At 42.7% G+C, this 20,569-nt stretch carries 18 protein-coding genes; 8 read left to right on the top strand and 10 right to left on the bottom strand.

What is annotated here, in order from left to right; genetic code table 11:
• The first annotated feature begins 181 nt into the window (after positions 1 to 181).
• Positions 182 to 886 carry a pseudouridine synthase gene (locus ACIGBM_RS03150; protein ID WP_057757631.1) on the top strand — a complete coding sequence of 235 codons (705 nt, stop codon included), beginning with the start codon at positions 182 to 184 and terminating at the stop codon, positions 884 to 886.
• A gap of 377 nt (positions 887 to 1,263) precedes the next feature.
• Positions 1,264 to 2,328: a disulfide isomerase DsbC N-terminal domain-containing protein gene (locus tag ACIGBM_RS03145; RefSeq protein WP_397476710.1), complete on the top strand. Its 1,065-nt coding sequence runs from the start codon at positions 1,264 to 1,266 to the stop codon at positions 2,326 to 2,328.
• Positions 2,329 to 2,481: 153 nt separating this feature from the next.
• On the opposite strand, the gene ACIGBM_RS03140 is transcribed toward ACIGBM_RS03145, so the two are convergent.
• Positions 2,482 to 3,300, bottom strand: coding sequence for a DUF2939 domain-containing protein (locus ACIGBM_RS03140; RefSeq protein ID WP_397476709.1), 819 nt, complete (start codon positions 3,298 to 3,300; stop codon positions 2,482 to 2,484).
• A 255-nt stretch (positions 3,301 to 3,555) separates the two neighbouring features.
• Between ACIGBM_RS03140 and dnaJ the strand changes: the two genes are divergently transcribed.
• From dnaJ to ACIGBM_RS03125, 3 genes are all read left to right on the top strand, one after another.
• Positions 3,556 to 4,692: a molecular chaperone DnaJ gene (dnaJ, locus tag ACIGBM_RS03135; RefSeq protein ID WP_057757637.1), complete on the top strand. Its 1,137-nt coding sequence runs from the start codon at positions 3,556 to 3,558 to the stop codon at positions 4,690 to 4,692.
• A gap of 173 nt (positions 4,693 to 4,865) precedes the next feature.
• Positions 4,866 to 5,696 carry a 4-hydroxy-tetrahydrodipicolinate reductase gene (dapB, locus tag ACIGBM_RS03130; protein WP_397476708.1) on the top strand — a complete coding sequence of 277 codons (831 nt, stop codon included), beginning with the start codon at positions 4,866 to 4,868 and terminating at the stop codon, positions 5,694 to 5,696.
• 69 nt (positions 5,697 to 5,765) lie between these two features.
• Positions 5,766 to 6,701 carry a hypothetical protein gene (locus ACIGBM_RS03125; RefSeq protein WP_397476707.1) on the top strand — a complete coding sequence of 312 codons (936 nt, stop codon included), beginning with the start codon at positions 5,766 to 5,768 and terminating at the stop codon, positions 6,699 to 6,701.
• Between the two features lie 83 nt (positions 6,702 to 6,784).
• Here the strand turns inward: ACIGBM_RS03125 and ACIGBM_RS03120 are convergent, their stop codons facing one another.
• The 8 genes from ACIGBM_RS03120 to erpA all read right to left on the bottom strand — a co-directional run bounded on the left by ACIGBM_RS03120 (position 6,785) and on the right by erpA (position 15,297).
• Positions 6,785 to 7,960, bottom strand: a complete 1,176-nt coding sequence (locus ACIGBM_RS03120; protein WP_397476783.1) for a type III PLP-dependent enzyme — start codon at positions 7,958 to 7,960, stop codon at positions 6,785 to 6,787.
• A 147-nt stretch (positions 7,961 to 8,107) separates the two neighbouring features.
• Positions 8,108 to 8,662 (bottom strand): peptide deformylase, encoded by a 555-nt coding sequence (gene def, locus ACIGBM_RS03115; protein ID WP_057757649.1) that lies wholly within the window; start codon positions 8,660 to 8,662, stop codon positions 8,108 to 8,110.
• 254 nt (positions 8,663 to 8,916) lie between these two features.
• Positions 8,917 to 9,171: a GlsB/YeaQ/YmgE family stress response membrane protein gene (locus ACIGBM_RS03110; RefSeq protein ID WP_057757652.1), complete on the bottom strand. Its 255-nt coding sequence runs from the start codon at positions 9,169 to 9,171 to the stop codon at positions 8,917 to 8,919.
• A 375-nt stretch (positions 9,172 to 9,546) separates the two neighbouring features.
• A complete protein-coding gene (mpl, locus tag ACIGBM_RS03105; protein ID WP_397476706.1) occupies positions 9,547 to 11,028 on the bottom strand; it encodes a UDP-N-acetylmuramate:L-alanyl-gamma-D-glutamyl-meso-diaminopimelate ligase in 1,482 nt (493 codons plus the stop codon).
• Positions 11,029 to 11,289: 261 nt separating this feature from the next.
• Complete coding sequence (locus ACIGBM_RS03100) at positions 11,290 to 11,928, bottom strand: copper resistance protein NlpE N-terminal domain-containing protein (protein WP_397476705.1); 639 nt, start codon at positions 11,926 to 11,928, stop codon at positions 11,290 to 11,292.
• A gap of 442 nt (positions 11,929 to 12,370) precedes the next feature.
• The gene (locus ACIGBM_RS03095) at positions 12,371 to 12,883 is read right to left on the bottom strand and encodes a disulfide bond formation protein B (RefSeq protein ID WP_057757661.1); all 513 of its coding nucleotides are present in this window, start codon (positions 12,881 to 12,883) and stop codon (positions 12,371 to 12,373) included.
• Positions 12,884 to 12,988: 105 nt separating this feature from the next.
• The gene (gshA, locus tag ACIGBM_RS03090) at positions 12,989 to 14,563 is read right to left on the bottom strand and encodes a glutamate--cysteine ligase (protein ID WP_397476704.1); all 1,575 of its coding nucleotides are present in this window, start codon (positions 14,561 to 14,563) and stop codon (positions 12,989 to 12,991) included.
• 353 nt (positions 14,564 to 14,916) lie between these two features.
• Positions 14,917 to 15,297: an iron-sulfur cluster insertion protein ErpA gene (erpA, locus tag ACIGBM_RS03085; RefSeq protein WP_057757666.1), complete on the bottom strand. Its 381-nt coding sequence runs from the start codon at positions 15,295 to 15,297 to the stop codon at positions 14,917 to 14,919.
• Between the two features lie 660 nt (positions 15,298 to 15,957).
• Between erpA and ACIGBM_RS03080 the strand changes: the two genes are divergently transcribed.
• Complete coding sequence (locus ACIGBM_RS03080) at positions 15,958 to 17,979, top strand: ATP-binding cassette domain-containing protein (RefSeq protein ID WP_397476703.1); 2,022 nt, start codon at positions 15,958 to 15,960, stop codon at positions 17,977 to 17,979.
• A 72-nt stretch (positions 17,980 to 18,051) separates the two neighbouring features.
• Here ACIGBM_RS03080 and ACIGBM_RS03075 read toward each other — a convergent pair whose 3' ends face one another.
• A complete protein-coding gene (locus ACIGBM_RS03075) occupies positions 18,052 to 18,414 on the bottom strand; it encodes a septal ring lytic transglycosylase RlpA family protein (RefSeq protein WP_057757673.1) in 363 nt (120 codons plus the stop codon).
• Between the two features lie 684 nt (positions 18,415 to 19,098).
• On the opposite strand from ACIGBM_RS03075, the gene ACIGBM_RS03070 reads away from it, so the two are divergent.
• Both ACIGBM_RS03070 and ACIGBM_RS03065 read left to right on the top strand, forming a co-directional pair.
• Positions 19,099 to 20,124 carry a DnaJ C-terminal domain-containing protein gene (locus ACIGBM_RS03070; RefSeq protein WP_397476702.1) on the top strand — a complete coding sequence of 342 codons (1,026 nt, stop codon included), beginning with the start codon at positions 19,099 to 19,101 and terminating at the stop codon, positions 20,122 to 20,124.
• 100 nt (positions 20,125 to 20,224) lie between these two features.
• Positions 20,225 to 20,548, top strand: coding sequence for a chaperone modulator CbpM (locus ACIGBM_RS03065; protein ID WP_102083164.1), 324 nt, complete (start codon positions 20,225 to 20,227; stop codon positions 20,546 to 20,548).
• Positions 20,549 to 20,569 lie beyond the last annotated feature (21 nt).

Here is a 20,569-nt window from a genome sequence, read left to right as displayed (position 1 = left end):
GTTGGATATGTTAAACTGGTCTGACTTTCACTGGCTTTTGTATTGAGCACAGTGTTCATTTAATTTTTCATTATAGTACCATTTCTAACCATCGAAGATAACGAGCCGCTCACGGCTGAGTGCTGGCGTCGTTAGTTTCTGATTTAGGGCTGGTATAATAAAACCGATGGTAGTAAATAGTATGCGTTTAGATAAATTCATTAGTAAAGCCACCGAGCTGTCGCGTAAAGAGTCAAAAAAGATCATGCACGCCGGCGAAATCACTGTAAACGATCAAGTGGTTAAAGATCCTGGCCTACATGTCGATGTCGTCAATGATGATGTGATGTGGGCGGGCGAGCCATTATCGGTCGCTGCGGGCAATCGCTATATCTTGTTGTACAAGCCTGAAGGTTTTGAGTGCACGCTAAAAGTTAAAGAGTATCCAATTGTCACCGAACTGATTGCTGTACCAGAATTGGGCAGCTTGCGTATCGCTGGGCGTCTCGATGTCGATACTACTGGCGCATTGCTGATGAGTGATGATGGCGGCTGGCTGCACCGTGTCACCAGTCCTAAGCACGAGCATGCAAAGGTGTACGAGCTGACTTTGGCAGATGCAATGGATAGTGATGCACAAGAAAAAGCCGTTAAGAAAGTGGCTGAAGGCATCTTGCTTGAAGGGGATTACGAGCCAACCAAGCCTGCTGTTCTTGAGTTCATTGATGAAAAACATGCACGTCTGACATTAGAGCAGGGCAAATACCATCAGGTCAAACGTATGATGGGTTACTTCGGTAATCGAGTAACTGAGCTGCACCGCGCTAGTATCGGTCATATCAATCTAGAAGGCCTAGAAAAAGGCGATAGCCGTTTCTTAACGCCAGAAGAAGTTGCCAAGTTTTAAGAAATAAGCACTGAAACTATTAAGCTTTGGCATTAGTGTTTGTCTTGAAATTACCGTTTTAAACCCATTAGCAGCCGCTACCCAGTGTGCTGCTTTTTGCGGTCTGCTATATTGTATTTATGTCTACTACCTACCTGTGTTGCCTATCTCTTAAAGCTAAGTAGCAGTTTTGCGACATTAGCCATTTAATACTTTGCAAAACTATCTCATATGCTACAGTCTTTTTTATCTATATTTTTATGACAGACAACCCTTAAACCAATTCCAAAAATCTGACTAATCAGAAAATGTATTGCTACCTTTGAGTTAGTAATAGCTTTGGAATTGGTCTTAATATCGAAAATCGTCATTATTAAAAACCAGATAGGAATCTCTCTGTGACATTACCTGTATTAAAGTCCGCTAGCCTAATCAGCGTCATACTATTAGCAACCACTGCTTGCGCTCAGCCAAGTTCAGCGGATGCCAACAGTAATAACGTAACGCAAAGCACTACAAATTCGCAAGCAACTCAGACAGTGAGTGCGACTGTTGATAAGCGATTGCGTCAAATATTGACCCAAGCAGGCATCAAAACACAGATTACCTCTATTGTGCCATCCAAACTTCCTAATATGTATCAAGTGAATTTGGCCGGACAACTGCCGCTGCACATCACCGAAGATGGTCGTTACGTCATACAGGGTGAGCTACAGAAAAACCCAAGCAAGCAAGTTGTCACTAAAACACCAGTACGTAGCACAAGTGCACAGGTAGGCGAACCTGTCAATGCGAGTGTCAAGTCTGACATGCTAGCAAATATGGCTGCGCTTAAGAACATGAGCGCGAAAACACCATTCTTTTATACCGCAGTACCGGGTGTCATCTGGGGTGCAACGCTAGAAGGTGTGCCGTTTTTACTATCGGACGATGCGCAGTACATTACCGATGGTGAAATATCAGTCATCGAAAACGGTCAATTTATCGGCCTTGATGAGAACTTTGAAAAACGCAAAAACCAGTCTGTGTTTGCGTCATTGGACAAAAGCCAGCTGATTACTTATCCAGCGACCACTACTGAAAGAGCCGTTATCTATGTGGCAGATGATGTGAACTGCCCTTACTGCCGCCGACTACATCAGCAAGTGCCATCACTCAATGCAAAAGGCGTGACGGTCAATGTCATCGGCTATCCGATATATGAGGCGTCACCGAAGCAGATGCGTGGTATTTGGTGCCAAGCGAATGAGGACAGTCGTCGTCAGGCATTTGATAAGGCGATGCTGACAGGTGAAATGACACCTGCATCAGCAAGTTGTACGGTTGACCATGTGACACCTAATCGTGAAAAAGCAGCTGGACTTGCGGTAATGGCGACGCCTGCCATCTATCGTGAAGATGGCGTGCTATATCAGGCGAGTTTTGAGAGTCCAGAATTTCTAGGATTCTTGGGTGTTGAATAATCAACTGGTAGGGTTAAGTGTTTTTTAGTTTAAAAAATTAATATATTTGACTGCTAAACAACGTAAAAAAACCGCCTTATGAACTGATTCATAAGGCGGTTTTTTATGGTTCTATTCAGATATTTTTACATCTCAAAAGCTGTCTTAAATAATTTATGGTAAGACGATATCAACGATTTTCCAATTGATAAGCCCTTCACGTTGCATCTCGATAGTGAGAGGGTAGCCTTTTACCTGACCACTAATACTAAAGCAATTGATACCACAGTAGCTCAGCGTTGGCTTTTCGCTGTCATTGCCTTGGGCGACTTGCTGCTCAAGTTCTGCCGCTTGTTTTTTCATGACTTGCTGCATTTGGCTTTTAACCACGGCATCGACATCACCGCGCTGAATGATTAAGCTCTGAATTAGGTTTTTCAAGTCAACTTGATCGCTAGCGATGGCCCATGCTGCAGCTAGTTCTTTAGTTGCTGTATTGGCTTGACCTTGAGTATTAATTACCTTTTCGATATTCTGCGGAGTGATGGCACCTTCAACTGCCTGCGCGATAAAACTATTCGCGGCTTCGGTCAACGGCTCACCGCCCAATTCAGAAATTAATGGATACTTAGTCATTGTCGTCGCAAATTGGCTGGTTAGCTGATTTTGGACGCTTGGTCGCACTTGCTCATAATCAATAGCCGCTGCGATAGTGGCACCGTCTTTATCATCATAAGCGTTTTTGAGCTGATAAGCGCTGTAATAAGGCGAGCCTGCATACACTGCTACCGCAATTATGATTAATAGAATAACCAGCTTTTTCATAAGACTTGATACCTTGTCGCAATCGTCATCACTATGAGTATAAATGACCGTAGATGTGGCGGTAAATATTAGCACGACTGGGCACCGCTCAGGTACGAAAAGCTTTGCAGTAACCTTAATGAATCGTTTGGCTTTTGCCGCAGCGATGCCAACTGCTAATTTCATCATTTAAGAGCTTGATAAATCAGCAGACCATCTCCATAAATAGCGCAAACTTTTTATAATTGATTTGGCTAAGCAGCCTTCACCGTATTTGTTGGTTAAGTCTAAGCATTATGGTTCTATAGCATGGTGAATTATTGTGTTTCATGTGAAACGTTATACATATCCATCAGCTAAGAATCACGAATAAGATTAAGACAACTATCAATTGAGCTGATGATTTGACGAACCGGTGTGGCTGTAAAGACGATAGGAGAGAGCATGAGTAAGCGCGATTTTTATGAAATATTAGGTGTCAGCAAGACCGCTGACAGCAAAGAAATTAAGCGAGCCTACCGTAAGCTTGCCATGAAATACCATCCAGATCGCAACTCTGATGATCCTGATTCGGAAGACAAATTCAAAGAAGCTTCAATGGCTTATGAAGTATTGAGCGACGAAGAGAAACGTTCGGCCTACGACCGTATGGGCCATGCAGCCTTTGAAAACGGGATGGGTGGCGGCGGCTTCGGCGGCGCAGGTGGCGGCAACTTCCAAGATATCTTTGGCGATATCTTTGGTAACTTCGGTGATATCTTCGGTCAGCAGCGTGGCGGCGGCGGTGGGCGTTCGCGTCGCGGCTCTGACTTACGTTATGTGATTGAGCTTACATTAGAAGAAGCTGTACGTGGCTGCAAAAAAGAAATCAGTTTCACGGCTCCTGCGCCTTGTGATACTTGTGATGGTAAAGGGGCAAAAAATGCGTCCGATGTGGTCACCTGTCAGACTTGTCATGGCCAAGGTCAAGTACGTATGCAGCAAGGTTTCTTTGCAGTACAGCAGGCCTGTCCTCATTGCGGCGGTACTGGTAAACAGATCAAAAACCCTTGTTCAGACTGTCATGGTAACGGCGTAAAAGACAAATCACGCACCTTAGAAGTTTCTATCCCTGCAGGCGTCGATGATGGTGATCGCGTTCGTCTAGCAGGTGAAGGTGAAGCGGGCGGCGCTGGCGTACAAAATGGCGATCTATATGTCGAAGTACGTGTCAAACAGCATAATGTCTTTACCCGTCAAGGCGCTGACCTATATATGGATGTGCCAGTAAGCATCACTGATGCAGCATTGGGTAAAGAAGTCGAAATTCCAACCTTAGATGGCAAAGTAAAAATCAAAGTGGCAGAAGGTACGCAAAGTGGTAAGTTACTGCGTGTACGCGGCAAAGGTGTGACGCCAGTCCGTACTACTATGAAAGGTGATTTGATTTGCCGTGTGGTTATTGAAACGCCAGTGAATCTGACTCGTGAGCAAAAAGACTTATTACGCCAATTCCAAGACACATTGGATGACGACAGCAAGCATCAACAGTCGCCACATAAGAAGTCATTCTTCAAAAAAATCGGTGATTTGTTCGATTAAGAAATAGTTTAACTAAGTAGCTAATATTGAACTAAGCCCAAAGGTTTCACATGAAACCTTTGGGCTTTTTATTGATGGTATAAAAAGCCCTTCGTGGGATGATATTTGCTAAACTTACGATAAATGGTAGTCAAAAATAGTTTCACCAAATATAAAACATCTAAGGTAAAAACATGAGCGAACAAGCGAATAATAAATCTATCAACGTTGGGGTAATCGGTGCAGGCGGACGTATGGGTCGTATGCTAATCGAGGCAGTACAGAATAACCCGCAAACTACATTAAAAGCAGCGATTGAGCGTCAAGGCTCTAGCCTAGTCGGTGCTGATGCAGGCGAAGTTGCTGCTATCGGTCATTTAAATGTACAAATCGTTGATGACTTAGCCGCTGTGATTAGTGATATCGATGTGCTGATTGATTTTAGCTTGCCTGACGCTACTGAAAAAAACATGCAAGTTTGTGCTGAGCATAACGTCGCTATGGTCATTGGGACGACAGGATTCAATGAACAGCAAGAACAAGTACTGGCAAAAGCAAGTGAGAAAATAACTATCGTATATGCGGGTAACTATTCGACAGGCGTTAATTTATCATTGAAGCTACTCGGTATGGCTGCCAAAGCGTTCGGAAATGATGCTGATGTAGAAATCATCGAAGCCCATCATAAGCATAAAATTGATGCGCCTTCTGGTACCGCATATATGATGGCCGAAGCCGTCGCAGAAGCGCGCGGACAGAACCTAAAAGACGTTGCTATCTATGGCCGCGAAGGACAAACTGGCGAGCGCGAATCTGGGACAATTGGTATTCACGCAGTACGTGGTGGCGAAATCGTAGGTGATCATACTGTGATGTTTATCGCAGATGGCGAAGTGGTCGAGATTACCCATCGTGCGCGCGCGCGCATGACATTTGCCGCTGGTGCAGTACGTGCCGCAACTTGGGTCGTTGAGCAAGAAGTAGGTCAGTACAATATGCAAGACGTGCTTGGATTAAGTGACTAACGACTATTTATAGTTGACGGTCAAGTTTAACGTGATAACTGATGACTTAATAGTAATAAGGGAGCAGGTATGAATAGTATCAAACGTTATATTAGTCATAGACTGATTAGTGCTATTTGTACCATCAACCTTACGAGCCGTGTCTGTCTGTCTGTTGGTGCACTGAGTCTAGCGGTTCTACCAATTACCGTACAAGCCAGCACCTCTCAAACCTATGTTATCCATACTTATGGTGGGGCTAGTTTGTTACCTGCAGTTAGGCAGCAACTAAATAGTAGTTCCGACGGTGGAACAGTGACTACGTATCAAGATAAATTGGTACTGCAAACGACGGCACGTAATTATCAGGCGGTACAGCAGTTATTGTCTCAGATTGACCGTCAGCCACAGGCATTGGCGGTCGCCGTACGTGTTGGCAATAGTAGTAGCGGGCAAGGCAATATTCAGCAGGGTCAGGTCATTATTACCAATCGCGGTATCCAAGGTGCAGGGGTTATTAGTCAGCGTAGCAGCCAGCAGCAGGGTAGTAATCTATATCAAGTACAAACACTATCTGGCAGTGCGGCGAGTATCAGCACAGGTACGCTTTATTCGCTAACTCAAACCTATAATGCTAATAACTATTCAACTTATCATCGTTCAGCTAACGATAACTTCAAACCACAGATTGTGATTCAGCAGCAAATACTACTGCCAACGACACAAGGGATTGCCGTCACACCAAGATTGCTACCTAGCGGGCAAGTGGAAGTACAACTATCCCAAGTAGAAGAAAGCTTAGTGCAGCCGAATTCACCTTATAATAAAATGAGTTCTACTAACAATTCTACTAACAGTGCTAGCAATGCTATTCGAAGTCAAAGATTGAACAGTACGATTATCGTGCCGCGTGGACAGTGGGTGACGATTGGACAGATTTCACAAAACTCAAGTAGTAGCGCTAGTAACGGTAGCCGAACTATTAATAACCATAATAGCGTGCCTATTTCTTTGCGGATTGATTAGTTCACCAAGCAAATCATTATGCACAAAAAAGCGCGACACGGGTATTAACCGTGCCGCGCTTTTTTGTGGAGCAATATTAAGTACTAGTCAATATAAACCACTTCTAGCGGTGGGAAACCATTGAACTCTACCGATGAGTAAGAGTTGGTATAAGCACCAGTGGTGAGCCAGTAGATTTTATCACCAATCTCAAGCTCTTCTGGTAGCTGATAGCCTGCTTCTTCATACATAATATCGGTTGAGTCACAAGTTGGACCTGCCAGTACTACTGTGCCTTCACTGGTAGACGTTTCCATCTTAGGCGTATACACAGGATACTTGATAGCTTCACCTAGCGTTTCGATTAAGCCTTGGAATAGACCAACGTCGGTATATACCCAACGAGTCAAATCAGTATCAGATTTACGAGATATCAGTACCACGTCACTGACCAATACGCCTGAACCACCAACCAACGAACGACCCGGCTCTAGAATAATCTCCGGCATTTCGTCATCATTATAGTCATCAGTCAGATAGCTGGTAATTTCTTCCGCATAGACTTTGATAGGATTGACTTCGCTAATGTAATTGGTCGGGAAGCCGCCGCCCAAATTGATCATTTGTAGCTTGATGCCTTCTTCGTTTTTCATCCAGTCAAACATATATTTAACTTTGGATAATGCATCATCCCATGCAGCGACGTCTTTTTGCTGGCTACCGACATGGAATGAGATACCATAAGGAACCAAGCCCAACTCACGTGCTTGAACCAGTAGGTCGATGGCCATATTAGGATGGCAACCAAACTTACGTGATAATGGCCATTCTGCTGTCTCTGAGCCTTGAACCAAGATGCGAACAAATATTTTAGAGCCTGGAGCGTGTCTGGCAATGTTTTTTAGATCTGCTTCTGAGTCGGTCGCGTATAGATCGATGCCTTTTTCAAAGGCATATTTAACATGCTCAGCTTTTTTAATTGTGTTGCCATACGAGATACGAGATGGCTCAACGCCGCAACCAAGCACACGATCAAGCTCATAAATAGAGGCACAGTCAAAGTTAGAACCAAGGTTTGCTAGTAGATCGATTACTTCCACCGCAGGGCTAGCTTTCATTGCATAATGCAGTTTTGCATTAGGAAACAGGCTTACCATTTCATGGTATTTGGTTTCGATACGACTAAGGTCAACTACTAAGAAAGGCGTCTCGCGACCTTCAGCAGCCTTGGTAAATTTCTGCCAGCTGGCAGGTTCAAAATATTGGTCAATTTTGATCATTGTCATAGTAGTAAACCTTTTGTGGAAACTGTATCGGTTATAAAAGTTATCGCCAAATAGTGAATGCTAAATATTAACACTCACTGTAGACGTAACTATGTGAAGGATAAAGACGAAATAAAAAAGATAAGAATAAAGAGTAGAGCTTTAAGAATTGACGGCTTGTGTCTGTTTTTCTGCTGATTGAGCTTCTTGCTTTTCACGTATTTTAAGAACTTTGCGGACTTTATCACGAGCACGAGTCTGTTTAAGACGAGACAAGTAGTCAACGAATATTACGCCATTTAAGTGATCCATTTCATGTTGGATACAAACAGCAAGCAGTCCTTCAACGACTTCGTCGATGACCTCACCGTTACCGTCTAACGCTTCGATACGGACCTTATTAGGACGTTCGACTTTGTCATAGACATCAGGTACAGATAAGCAGCCTTCTTCATACGGTTGCTTTTCTTCTACCAGTGGCGTGACTTTTGGATTGATAAAAACTCTAGGAGAGCTTTTGTCTTCAGACAAGTCCATAACGATAAGCTGAATATGATGATCCACTTGACTGGCTGCAAGCCCGATGCCTTGAGCATCATACATCGTCTCGATCATGTCTGCGATTAAGGTTTTGATTTCAGCAGTCACTTCCTTGACAGGCTTGGCGATAGTACGCAAGCGAGGATCTGGGTAACTTAAGATAGGGAGTAGTGCCATAACGCTCACCTCAATGATAAGGACAAAATAGGGTTGATATTATAAGATAAATGGGGACAAAAGTAATGCTTATCAATACTTTCGCAGTCATATGATGCTATATGCATATAGAAAGACTAAATTTCGATGATAAATGACATAAAAAAGCCCTGCTTAACGCAAGGCTTTGTTTATATAGTATTCTAATTAGCTAGTAATCATTTATGACTAAACTATGCATGGCTTATGACTAATTATGCATGGCTTATGACTAATTATGCACGGCGTTTATTTACGATCATTTCATACAAGAACAATAAGATAATTGCACCGATCACTGAGAATATAAGACCAGTAAAACCGCCATCAGCGTTGATACCGATTAGGCCAGCTAAGAAACCACCTAGCATTGCACCAACGATACCCAATACGATAGTCATAATCCAACCCATAGGGTCGTTACCTGGTTTGATAGCACGTGCTAATAAACCTGCGACTAAACCTACAATAATCATCCAAATAAAGCTCATGTTATTCTCCTAATATTATTAATATTTATAATGTGTTACAAGTTTTGATAAATCTATTGTAAACACTCCTCGGACGCAAAAGTAAGCACAAAATGTTACTACTGTAGGGGCTATGTGAGGAAAAAGTCCGATTTGCTATCGAGTAAGGGCAATAAGTAAACGAAAGGTTACAAAGGTAGCAGTGGTGCTAACAGCGTTTATCAATGTGGTGCCTGTAGTGCTGAACTCATATAGTGAAGACATATAAATATTAGAAATAAAAAACGCAGCCATCTATTAGATGAACTGCGTTTTTATATAAGGGAATAAGAAGATCAATTTCTTTATAAGAGTTATTTCTTTATAAGAGCTGCTTCTTTATCTTAGCTAGAAGCATTAACCATTATGCAATGCGGTTAATAAACGCTGATGAATCCCTTCAAAACCGCCATTTGACATAACCACAATCGCATCACCTGCTTTTGCATGACTGCTGATATGCTCAATAATAGCGTCAATGCTTGATAACACTTGTTGGTTGCCGATAGAGTCGCTAGTAGCCTTAGCTTGTTCGATGACTTCTTTTAAGCCCCATTCCAAACCAGTAGGCTCGTACCATAATGTGTAGTCAGCAAGTGCCGCTGATTGAGCCAAACTGTCTTGATGAATACCCATTTTCATGGTGTTGCTACGCGGCTCAATAATGGCCCAAATACGTCTATCAGCTAGCTTCTTTTTGGCACCATCTAATGTGGTCGTAATAGCTGTTGGATGATGGGCAAAATCATCAAAGACTAAGATGTTATTGACGTCGCCAATCAGCTCCATCCGGCGCTTGATACCAGCGAAATCTGATAAAGCAGCACAAGCAGTCTCAACACTGACACCAACATCATAGGCAGCAGCTACAGCAACTAAAGCGTTATTGACGTTATGGATACCGCTCATTGACCAGTTTACGATAGCAGAGGCATCTTCATTAGCGGCAAAACTGACTTTGAACTGGCTACCGTCTTCTTGAATCAGCTCAGCCTGCCAATCGCTACTATCTTTCAGAGCACGCGCATTTTCGCTGGTATCAGCTAAAGTAGAGTCGATGACAGCAGTACGCCAAATAGGCGTCCAAACCCCTTTTTCTAGCGTATCTTCTAGACTAATGGTCGCGGCTGGCATAATGATTTTGCCAGTGCTTGGAATCATGCGCACCATATGATGGAACTGAGTTTGTATTGCATTGAGATCTGCAAAAATATCTGCATGATCAAACTCAAGGTTATTCAAAATAGCAGTGCGCGGACGATAGTGAACGAACTTCGAACGCTTATCAAAAAACGCAGAATCATACTCATCTGCTTCAATCACAAAGTAACCAGATTTATCATCATCGCTTTTATCAGCACCCAAATAGCTGCTATGGGCAAACACTTGCTGTAAGTGCTCGTCAGTCGTATCAACCAATGGCACACCGCCAATCAAAAACCCTGCATCGATACCAGCATAATGTAATATCCATGCAAGCATAGTCGTGGTTGTGGTCTTACCATGTGTCCCTGCAACGGCGATTACGTGGCGTGACTGCAATACTTGCTCAGATAAGAACTGCGGACCTGAGGTATAGCGCAAGCCATTATCTAGCATATACTCAATCACATCCATGCCGCGCTTCATCGCGTTCCCAACGACGACTAAGTCTGGCGTTGGTTGCAAGTGCTCTACCAGATAGCCTTCTTCGATAGTAACGCCAGCATTTTCGAGCTGAGTGGACATAGGAGGATAGACATTGGCATCTGAACCCGTGACCGTATGTCCAAGCGCACGTGCTAGCAATGCCAGTGAGCCCATAAAAGTACCACAAATACCAAGAATATGAATATGCATAGACGTTCCGTACGCGCTTGAATGAAAAGAATAGAGAGCTGATAAAATAAAGTATGAGGTGCCTAGCTATCATCAGTAAAAATAACCACTTTGATAAACAACGACCAATACATCAGCTGGGCAAACAAGCAATCATTGTAAAGTAAACCCTGTTCGATGACCAATAAAAAACGCCTAACAAGTAGGCGCTATGTAGCTAATACAATTTGGTTATTTTAGTATGCAGCGATACGCCAACTAATAGTTAGCATGATGACGCTTTTATTTGCGAGATAACGTATAGTCATCCTCTAAATTATCGTGCTCATCAATCCGTATCAAGTGATTGTCTTGGATATGGTAGGTCTCGATATTTTTTCCTTCATAGACAATGGTGATTTTGTCATTGTCTTGTCGGTAGATACCGGATTCGAGTAGGGGTGTTTTTGGTTTTTCAGGATTATGATAATAACTTGCTTTTAGTACGGAACCATCGGCGAATAAGTTCAATGTGACATCGATACTGTCGCAATCTGTACAAGAGACCATGCCGCCGTAATCGCCCATCAATGTTGCTTGCAGCATACTGCTTTTCGCTTCTGATCGCTCCATAGAGCTGTCTGCATAGGTATCCTTATTTGACTGAGCAGCAGCAATCAGCGATTGCCCTTCCACCATCTCGCCTGTCTCATCATCACTCGCTAGCTCAGCATTTTTAGCATTGTCATCTTGCAATGAGTGTGAAGCCGCCTGCGATTCAGAACCAGTCGACGCGAACGTAGATACCATGTCTTTATCGGTATTGGACGAGGCACTATCACAGCCTACGAGTAGCACGCATAGTGACGCTACAAGTAACGAAGGACGCCACCGTTTTACGATAGCAAGCGTAGTAGAGCGAACGGGAGCAAAATATATCATGGTCATACCAAAAACAGTTTTTAACAAGTATTTTTCAAGCTCATCTATACTATCGACAACGTAAAGCCATTGTCAAAGATAAGGATAATAAGGCATGGGCGCGTAGTAATAATATAAATTAAGAACTTGATAGCATTATCTTATATTCAAAATACAGATAGCTTATGAGTAGAAAGCGACAAATATCTAATGCTTATCCGTTTATAAGGTAAGCTGAGTAAAGATATCAAAGGCTTAAAAATATCTCTGTGGGCTTTTTGTTGTTGCCCATATATCTAAAAGACATAAGTTGGTAGTAGAAAGTCCTATAGGTATCGCTAATATGGTTTGTAAGGGCGGGTTAATAGTAGATAAAAAAACAGACATTGTATCGAAGATAGCAATGTCTGTTTTAAAAGCAGAAGTAAGAAAGAAACTTAACGTCTTATTGAGTCATACGATCTTAATTAGCAGACTTTACGATACGCATTAATATTAACACATGTACGATTAGCAGCACACTAAATAGAATCAACGACTGCTCAGGAATACTTAATCCCATAAGCGTCCAATCAACAGAGGCGCATTCGCCAGATCCTGCAAATACTTCTTTGAATACTTGTAGGATAGGGAGGGTATCAAGCCAATAGTTCAGTCCTGGACCACAAGAAGGTACTTGGTCAGCAGGCAGGTGTTGCAGCCATACATGGCGCGCTGCTACTGCAGTTGCCCAACCAATACCTACTAGACTACCAAGCCATAGCAGTAGTCTTATCACTTTAGATTTAGGATTAAACAACGCTGATATGAGGGCAAAACCGCCCATGACGATTAGACCAACACGCTGAAAAATACAGAGCGGGCAAGGTGAAAGCCCTAGATGACGCTGTAAATAGAACAGCGCAAAACTCATGCCTATGATGGCCATTATCACCAAAAATACTTGCAGGTTACGGTAAGTGGTTAGCTGTCGCATTGTGCGGTTACTCTTATGGGTTTATCTATAATAGATGTGAGGTAGCAATCAAGATTAAGCAGTCAAAATGTCACAGTCAGGACTTAGCAATTAATAACTAGCAACTTAGCGATACTGCTGTAAAAATTCCGCAAAGTCTTCTGTTTCAGATTGCTCAATCTCAGCTTGCTGCAAGATAGATTTTTCTGCCAATACTTCGTATTTAGCTTGAGTGTTTGGACTAAGTGTCTGCTGTAGTAAAGACTCGCGATGCTGCTGAGCCAACGTAAATCCAAGCTGCCATAAGCTGCCTAAGCGTTTACTGTCAGAATTTACTTGTGCAGAGATAGTCGACTCAGAGTGTCCTGCTTTGCCTTGCATCAATGCTACGGCCGCGCGGTAATCGTTACCACCATAGTGAGCATCAAGCAGTGCAGCAAGCGGCTGCATACGTTCTAGATGAGTGAGCATCCAGCTTTCGAGTGACTGCTCTTGGCCATTATTGATAATATGCAAGTCATCACGGCGACCTTCATTGACCACCCGCTCAAGATTGATAGCGAGCGTGTCTTCTTCTTCAGGTAGCAGGTCTGGGGAGTCACTGAACAGGCAATACAGCGCCATCACTTCCAAGAAGCAAGCACTAGATAGGCGAATACCTACGTCACTATATGGGTCAAGATCGATAGCACGGAACTCGACATAGGCGATACCGCGACGCTCAAGCGCTTCGGTCGGTGTTTCACCGCTCATCGCGATTTGTTTAGGACGAATAGGGCTGTAGTACTCGTTTTCTATTTGTAGAATATGATTGTTGATTTGGATCGGAGTGCCATCTTCGTCTTCTAGGCCAAGCTTAGCAAAGCTTTCGTGCGGTGTTTGGATGGCACGGCGTAGACCATCGACATACTCTGGCAGATAGTTATAACGGATATCAAGCTGCTCTTGCACGCTATTGGTATAGCCAAGCTTGCCCATACGCAGACTAGTCGCCGCAGGTTTGTAATAAGTCGAATCATTAAGCAATTCTAAATCGTGCTCACGCCCTGCCAAGAAACAAGGACATACGCTTGGACTGGCACCTAGCAAATATAAAACAAGGCTGGTCAGACGTTTAAAGTTACGAATCAGCCCTAGGTATTTTTCGTTTTTGAACTCTGTCAACGTTTGGCTTTGTGCAGTCGGTGTTTTGGCTTGCCATGTTTCAAACAACGTATCACCAAAAGACAGGTTGTAATGCAAACCAGCAATCGTCTGCATGCGGCGACCATAGCGAATACCAAGGCCACTACGATATAGGGTTTTTAGCTTACCCGTATTAGAGCTACCATAATCAGCTAGTGGGATATCCTCATCTTTAGAAGACAACATGCATGGCATCGATAATGGCCACATCAGCTCACCTTCAGGTATGCCTTGATAGACCAATACGTGCAATTGGCGCAGCATATTGAGGGTTTCTTTTGGTGAAGACTTTGGTTCGGTGATGAGCTCAAGCAGGCTTTCTGAGTAATCGGTAGTGATAAAAGGGTGGGTAAGCTTTGACCCAAGTTTGGCTGGATGCGGGGTCTGGGCCAAGAAACCATCAGGCTTTACGCGCAGGCCCTCTTTTTCAATACCGCGGAGCATACCCGTTAAGTGTTGGCTATCAAACCAATTAGGGATTTCGAAATTAACAAAGCTACTCGCAAAATTACTCATAATAGTCATCTATTGTTATTTATTATGGCGGATCAAAACACGATAAGCGTTTGTCCATAAAATAGGTAAATGTTAGGTTAATAATTCCGTCAGTTTAGCTTAAAGCTGTCTTGAAAACCACGGACAATTACAAATACGATAAGCTTTAGGCAACACGATTTGTGAGGATTTTGACCCTGTTTTTAATACAAATTCATCTCGAATATAGCGTTATTCTATCAAGACAGTTTGATAAAAAAAGCATCTACCTGAGAGATAGATGCTTTGTTCATTATGCCTACAAGCCATTTGACATAGTATTGGCACACTATCGCATTATCTTGATAATCATAGCGCGACCGCGTCTATTTAGCTTATATAGAGAATGACGAACCGCAGCCGCAAGTGGTCGTGGCATTTGGATTGGTCACAACAAAACGTGCCCCTTCCAGTCCTTCGGTGTAGTCAACGGTAGAGCCTTGCAAGTATTGATAGCTTAGCGAATCGACGACTAACGTCACATCACCATTATCAAAATTGGCGTCGTCTTCGTTTAGATCGTTGGCAAAGTTAAACCCGTAAGAGAAACCAGAACAACCGCCACCTGTCACATAGACACGTAACATAAGATCGCTATCGCCTTCTTCTTCGCGTAGACGGCGTACTTTTTGCGCCGCACTATCAGTTAGGCTTAATACGGTTGGGTCTACTGGCTGGCTTGAGCTTGGACTAAATTGGTTGGCTGATTCGTTCATATCTACCTCAGTTGCTAGGATCAAATGCGGTCGTCGTCCTGTTTGGGTTTGCAATAGGGTACTTGCAAATAAAGATACGCACGGCGTTTGATTTAATTGGGTGCTGTCATTATGGCAAAGCTATTGGTGCATTATAAGCTGTTTGTACAATTTCAAAATAGTATTTGTGCCACCACAATATTTTATTGGCTCTATTGATAGTGGGCACTTATCTTTTAGCAGTATATCATAATGGGGGTGCTGATTCGTTTGTCAAGAGTGATGCAACTACTGAATTTTACTAATAAATAGCAGTGGTCTAATTTTGATGTTGAGTTGTTTAAAATAACTGCGTCAATGGGCTAAACCAATAACCAGACTGAAAATAATAGGGTGTGATTATATAAAACACTACTTAGTAATATTAGGCAGTCTTAAAGCTTATTAGTCATATTACGGTATTTTACGGCCATAACCTTTATAATAGTAACAACCATGTATGAGCTCAAGAGTCGCTTGTGCAACTTAAGGTGCTTAGCGTAATAAATACTTAGTTTTGAAATAGTTATTTAATTGTTTGCCTATGGGGCAAGCGTTTGAAATAATAGCCGCCAGTTGGCATACCCTATGTGTGTTTCTTATTGCCCTATATCTATATTATTGTTGAGATGAAGAAATTATATGATCGAATTTAAAGACGTTGGTGTTCGCCGTGATGGTCGTGAATTGTTTGCAGGTGCAAGCTTTCAGCTCCATCCAGGTCACAAAGTTGGACTGACGGGCAACAACGGCACAGGCAAATCTACCTTATTTGCGCTATTACTGACGCAGATGGGTACAGGCGATACAGAGGTCACCCTTGATAAAGGTGAAGTCAGTATTCCTGATAGCTGGCATGTGGCGCACATGGCACAGGAAGTTGGTGCTACGACGCAGTCTGCAATCGATTATGTATTGAGCGGTGATGAGCAGTGGTATGAAATTAATGCTGCACTAAATGATTTGAGCAGTGTCAGTGATGAGCAAATTGGTGTGCTACACCAGCAGTTCGATGAAATCGACGGATATCGTACGCCGACCAAAGCAGCACAAATTATGGCAGGTCTTGGTTTTAAGACTAGCCAGCATGAACTGCCAGTAGAAGGGTTTTCTGGTGGTTGGCGTATGCGCTTAAACCTCGCCAAAACCTTGATGAGCCGTGCTGATCTGATGTTACTCGATGAGCCAACCAACCATTTGGACTTGGACGCTATCCTGTGGCTTGAAACATGGATCAATGCCTACATGGGTCTGGTCATCGTCATCTCGCATGACCAAGCGTTCTTAGATGCGACAGTCGGTCATATCCTGCATGTAGAGCAACAAAAAATTACCCTATATACCGGTAACTATCAGCAGTTTATCCGTACCCGTCACGAGCGTATGGCGCAGCAGCAGCAAGCGTTTGAAAAGCAAGAAGCGACCAAGGCTCACTTGGATGACTTTATTCGTCGTTTCCGTGCTAAAGCCAGTAAAGCTAAGCAAGCACAGAGCCGTATTAAGCAGTTAGAGCGCATGGCAGAGCTGTCACCAATGATGGCTGACAATCCGTTCTCGTTCCAATTCTATGAGCCAGCAAACATGAGCTCACCGCTGATTGAGCTGACCAACGCAGATATTGGCTATAGTGAGACACCGCTTCTACACAATGCCAATGTACAGGTGACACCTGATACCCGTCTTGGCTTATTGGGTATGAACGGCGCTGGTAAATCAACGCTGATTAAAGCATTAGTCGGTGAGCTTGGCGTACTAAAAGGGAAGTATCGTGTTTCGGATACCTTAAAGCTTGGCTATTTCAATCAGCATCAAATGGATATCCTAGACGCCAAAGCAACGCCTATAGAGATGTTACGTCGCCTAGCGGGCAAAACCTCTGATGCGATGCTACGCTCGTTTTTGGGTAGCTTTGACTTCCGCGGTGAGCGTATTGATACACCAAGCGAGCTATTCTCAGGTGGCGAGCGCGCGCGTTTGACCTTGGCACTGATCGTCTGGCAACGTCCAAACGTCCTTGTACTCGATGAGCCAACCAACCATTTAGACTTGCAAATGCGTCAAGCATTGACTATCGCCTTACAAGGTTTCAAAGGTGCAGTGGTACTGGTCTCGCATGATCGAGAGCTGATAGCCAATGTCTGTGATGAGCTGTATCTGGTACACGATGGTATTATCGAAGAGTTCGATGGCGACATTGGTGACTATGGTAAATGGCTAGCAGAGAAGCGCAAGCAAGAGAACGCATCAGATAAAAATACTGGTAAGAAAAAAAGTAAAAAAGAGAGTAAGAAGTTCGTTTCACGTGAAACAGATAATAGCCAAGCAAGTAATAAAGCATCTGATAACTCATCAAATAGTAAAGCTGCTACACCTGCACTTAGTAAAGAAGAGCAGCGTAAGCTAGCCGCTGAACAACGTAAAATGACAGCACCTATCCGCCGCGAGATAGAAGAAATAGAAAAGACATTGGCTAAGATTGATAAGCAGCTCGTGACGCTTGAAGAAAAACTGGCTGATACAGATCTGTATGAAGAGAGCCGTAAGTCTGACTTGCTTGTATTGCTCAATGAGCAAACAGCACTACAGCAGCAGCATAGTGATAATGAAGAGAAGTTACTACTATCAATGACGACTTTAGAAGAGATGGAAGCTAAGTTCGCATAAAGCATTCTAGATAGTTAATTATATAAGCAGACATAAAAAAGGGATGGCATAAGCCATCCCTTTTTTATTACATTATTCCTTACGATATTTGCCATCACCGTACGACAATATTTCCATCGTGGTCGTACAAAGCTGACAGTTTATTTCACCAGCAGCGGCTTTTGATAAATCAAGGATACGACCTCTAATAAAAGGTCCTCTGTCCGTGATTTTTACAACGACGCTCTGCTTTGTCTTTTGATTGGTTACTTGTACCTTCGTGCCGAACGGTAACGTACGATGTGCAGCGGTTAATGAGTTCATATTGAAGATACTGCCACTAGCTGTGCGCTTACCATGAAACTTACTACCGTAGTAACTAGTATTGGCTGCGAAAACTGTGGTGCTAAGTAGTAGCGATAAAGTGACAACCAAAGACTTGATTAAATAAGACATTTAATACCTTTAAGCAATTAATAAAATAGACAGATGCTCTTGCCTACGTTATCTATACTCCCTATGAGTATGAATAATAGGGGATTCTACAAGAGCTAGCTTGTCATATTATTACTGCCGTGTAAAAAACTCATGAGGTCAAATAGCTGTTTTTTAAGGAAAAATAACTATTTTTTAGCAAAAATAATGATGACGTAGATACTAAGATTAGACTTATAAAGAGTGATTCTCATAAAGAAGCCGACAAAATACTGGAAAGCCAACAACGCAATATAAATAGGTAATATATAAAGACCAAATCTATCGATATAGCATAATTATCGTTATGAAAACTCAAATAGTAATAGATAATATAATGTAAAAAAACCTTGCTATATTCTTACTACCCTGTAAATAGAAAATTTTTGGCATTCTTGTAGTTCCAATATAGAGCTGATAATACTAAATTTTTAAAAAATCTAACTCAAGGTAAAAGCGTTCGCTTACCTGTATTACAGAATATTGTAGATATTGCTTGGCACCTCTACTGGTAATATTTATATAACGGTGTTTGTTGTAATTATTGCTATGATGATAAGTAGGCTACAAAAACTGCTATAGCAGAATCTAGTAGCCGTTTATACCGTATCGTTTGAAGTTGGCAGACTGATACCACTAATATGTTTTTATTTTGGGGAAAATAACATGGCAGAGAAAAGCTACTATGACATTTTAGGGGTCAAAAAAGACGCCTCAGACGCTGATATCAAAAAAAAATACCGCAAGCTTGTTCGTCAGTATCATCCCGATGTTAGTGATCATCCAGACGCTGATAATAAAATTGCAGAAATAAACAACGCTTACGAAACGATCAGAGATAAAGAAAAGCGCGCTGAGTATGATGCTATGCTAAATAATCCGTTTGCAGGTCAAAGTAGATCAAGTGGGTTTGGTGGCAGTGGGCAAACTGGCGCAGGTCAAGGTGGTTTTCGCTGGGAAGATATCAAAGATCAGTTTGGCGACGGTGAAGCCTTTGGTGATGGTGGTTTTCGCTTCGATGATATTTTTTCAGCATTTGGTCGCGGCGCACGTGGGTCAGCTGGTGGGCAAACCGGCAGTCGCTCTCAAAGCAGCGGCTTCGATCAATTTGGTGGTGGCTTTGGGACGCAAGATAGCAAAGGTCAGGATCAGCATGCTGAGATTACTGTTGATTTGTCTTCAGTCTATAGTGGCGACGACTACAGCATTAAGCTAAACGTCCCTGTTCGTCAGCCCAATGGTAATGTCGACTACGATAATAAAACCCTTAAGATAAAAATTCCTAAAGGTATCACTGACGGTAAGCAAGTTCGTTTGGCAGGGCAAGGCGCTGCTGGTAGCAGTAATGGCAAAAATGGCGATTTGTTTTTGAAGGTTAAAATTCGTCATGATGCCAATATTCGTATAGAAGGCGCAGACGTTTATCAAACTGTGAATATTGCACCATGGGAAGCGGCATTGGGTGAAAAAATCAATGTCAGTACACCAGCAGGTACGCTTGGTGTGACCATTCCTAAGAATAGCAAGTCCGGTAGCAATTTACGTCTCAAAGGAAAAGGTATCCCTGCCAAGCAAGCAGGTGACCTGTATCTAACTTTAAATATCGTCAATCCTGATGTCAGTAACGATGCGTCGATACAGGCTTATGAGCAGCTAAAACAAGCCTTTGCTGATACCAATATTAGTCGTTAAACAAGATTATGAATAACCGTTACTTATTACTGAAGTAATAAACGAATAGCAGAGATGAATACGATACCGATGAAATAAAGAGAAAACGAGGATAATAGCTATGAACCACTCGACTGAATTTACAGACATCATCATGAGCTTAGATGAACTGGTCTCTGCCTGTGGCCAAGAGCGCCAATGGGTCATCGAATTAATCGAAGAAAATATCATTGAATATGATGTACCAGAGCATGAAAAATTTACTGGTTATCAGCTGACGACAGTGCGCCGTGCATCGCGATTGAGTCGTGATTTTGAAGCCAGCGTACCTGCCATTGGATTGATACTTGAGCTGTTAGATGAGGTTGAGCAACTGCGCCAACTTAAACGTCAAATAGAGCAGCAAACACCAGTCATCGAAGTCGATATAGATAATCTAAAGTAAACTAACAATCAAGATAACGCG

The sequence above is a fragment of the Psychrobacter sp. NPDC077938 genome, from assembly GCF_044542635.1.
Lineage (GTDB): Bacteria > Pseudomonadota > Gammaproteobacteria > Pseudomonadales > Moraxellaceae > Psychrobacter.
Note: the sequence above shows the minus strand (reverse complement) of the source record. Positions and strands in the feature narration are given on the sequence as shown.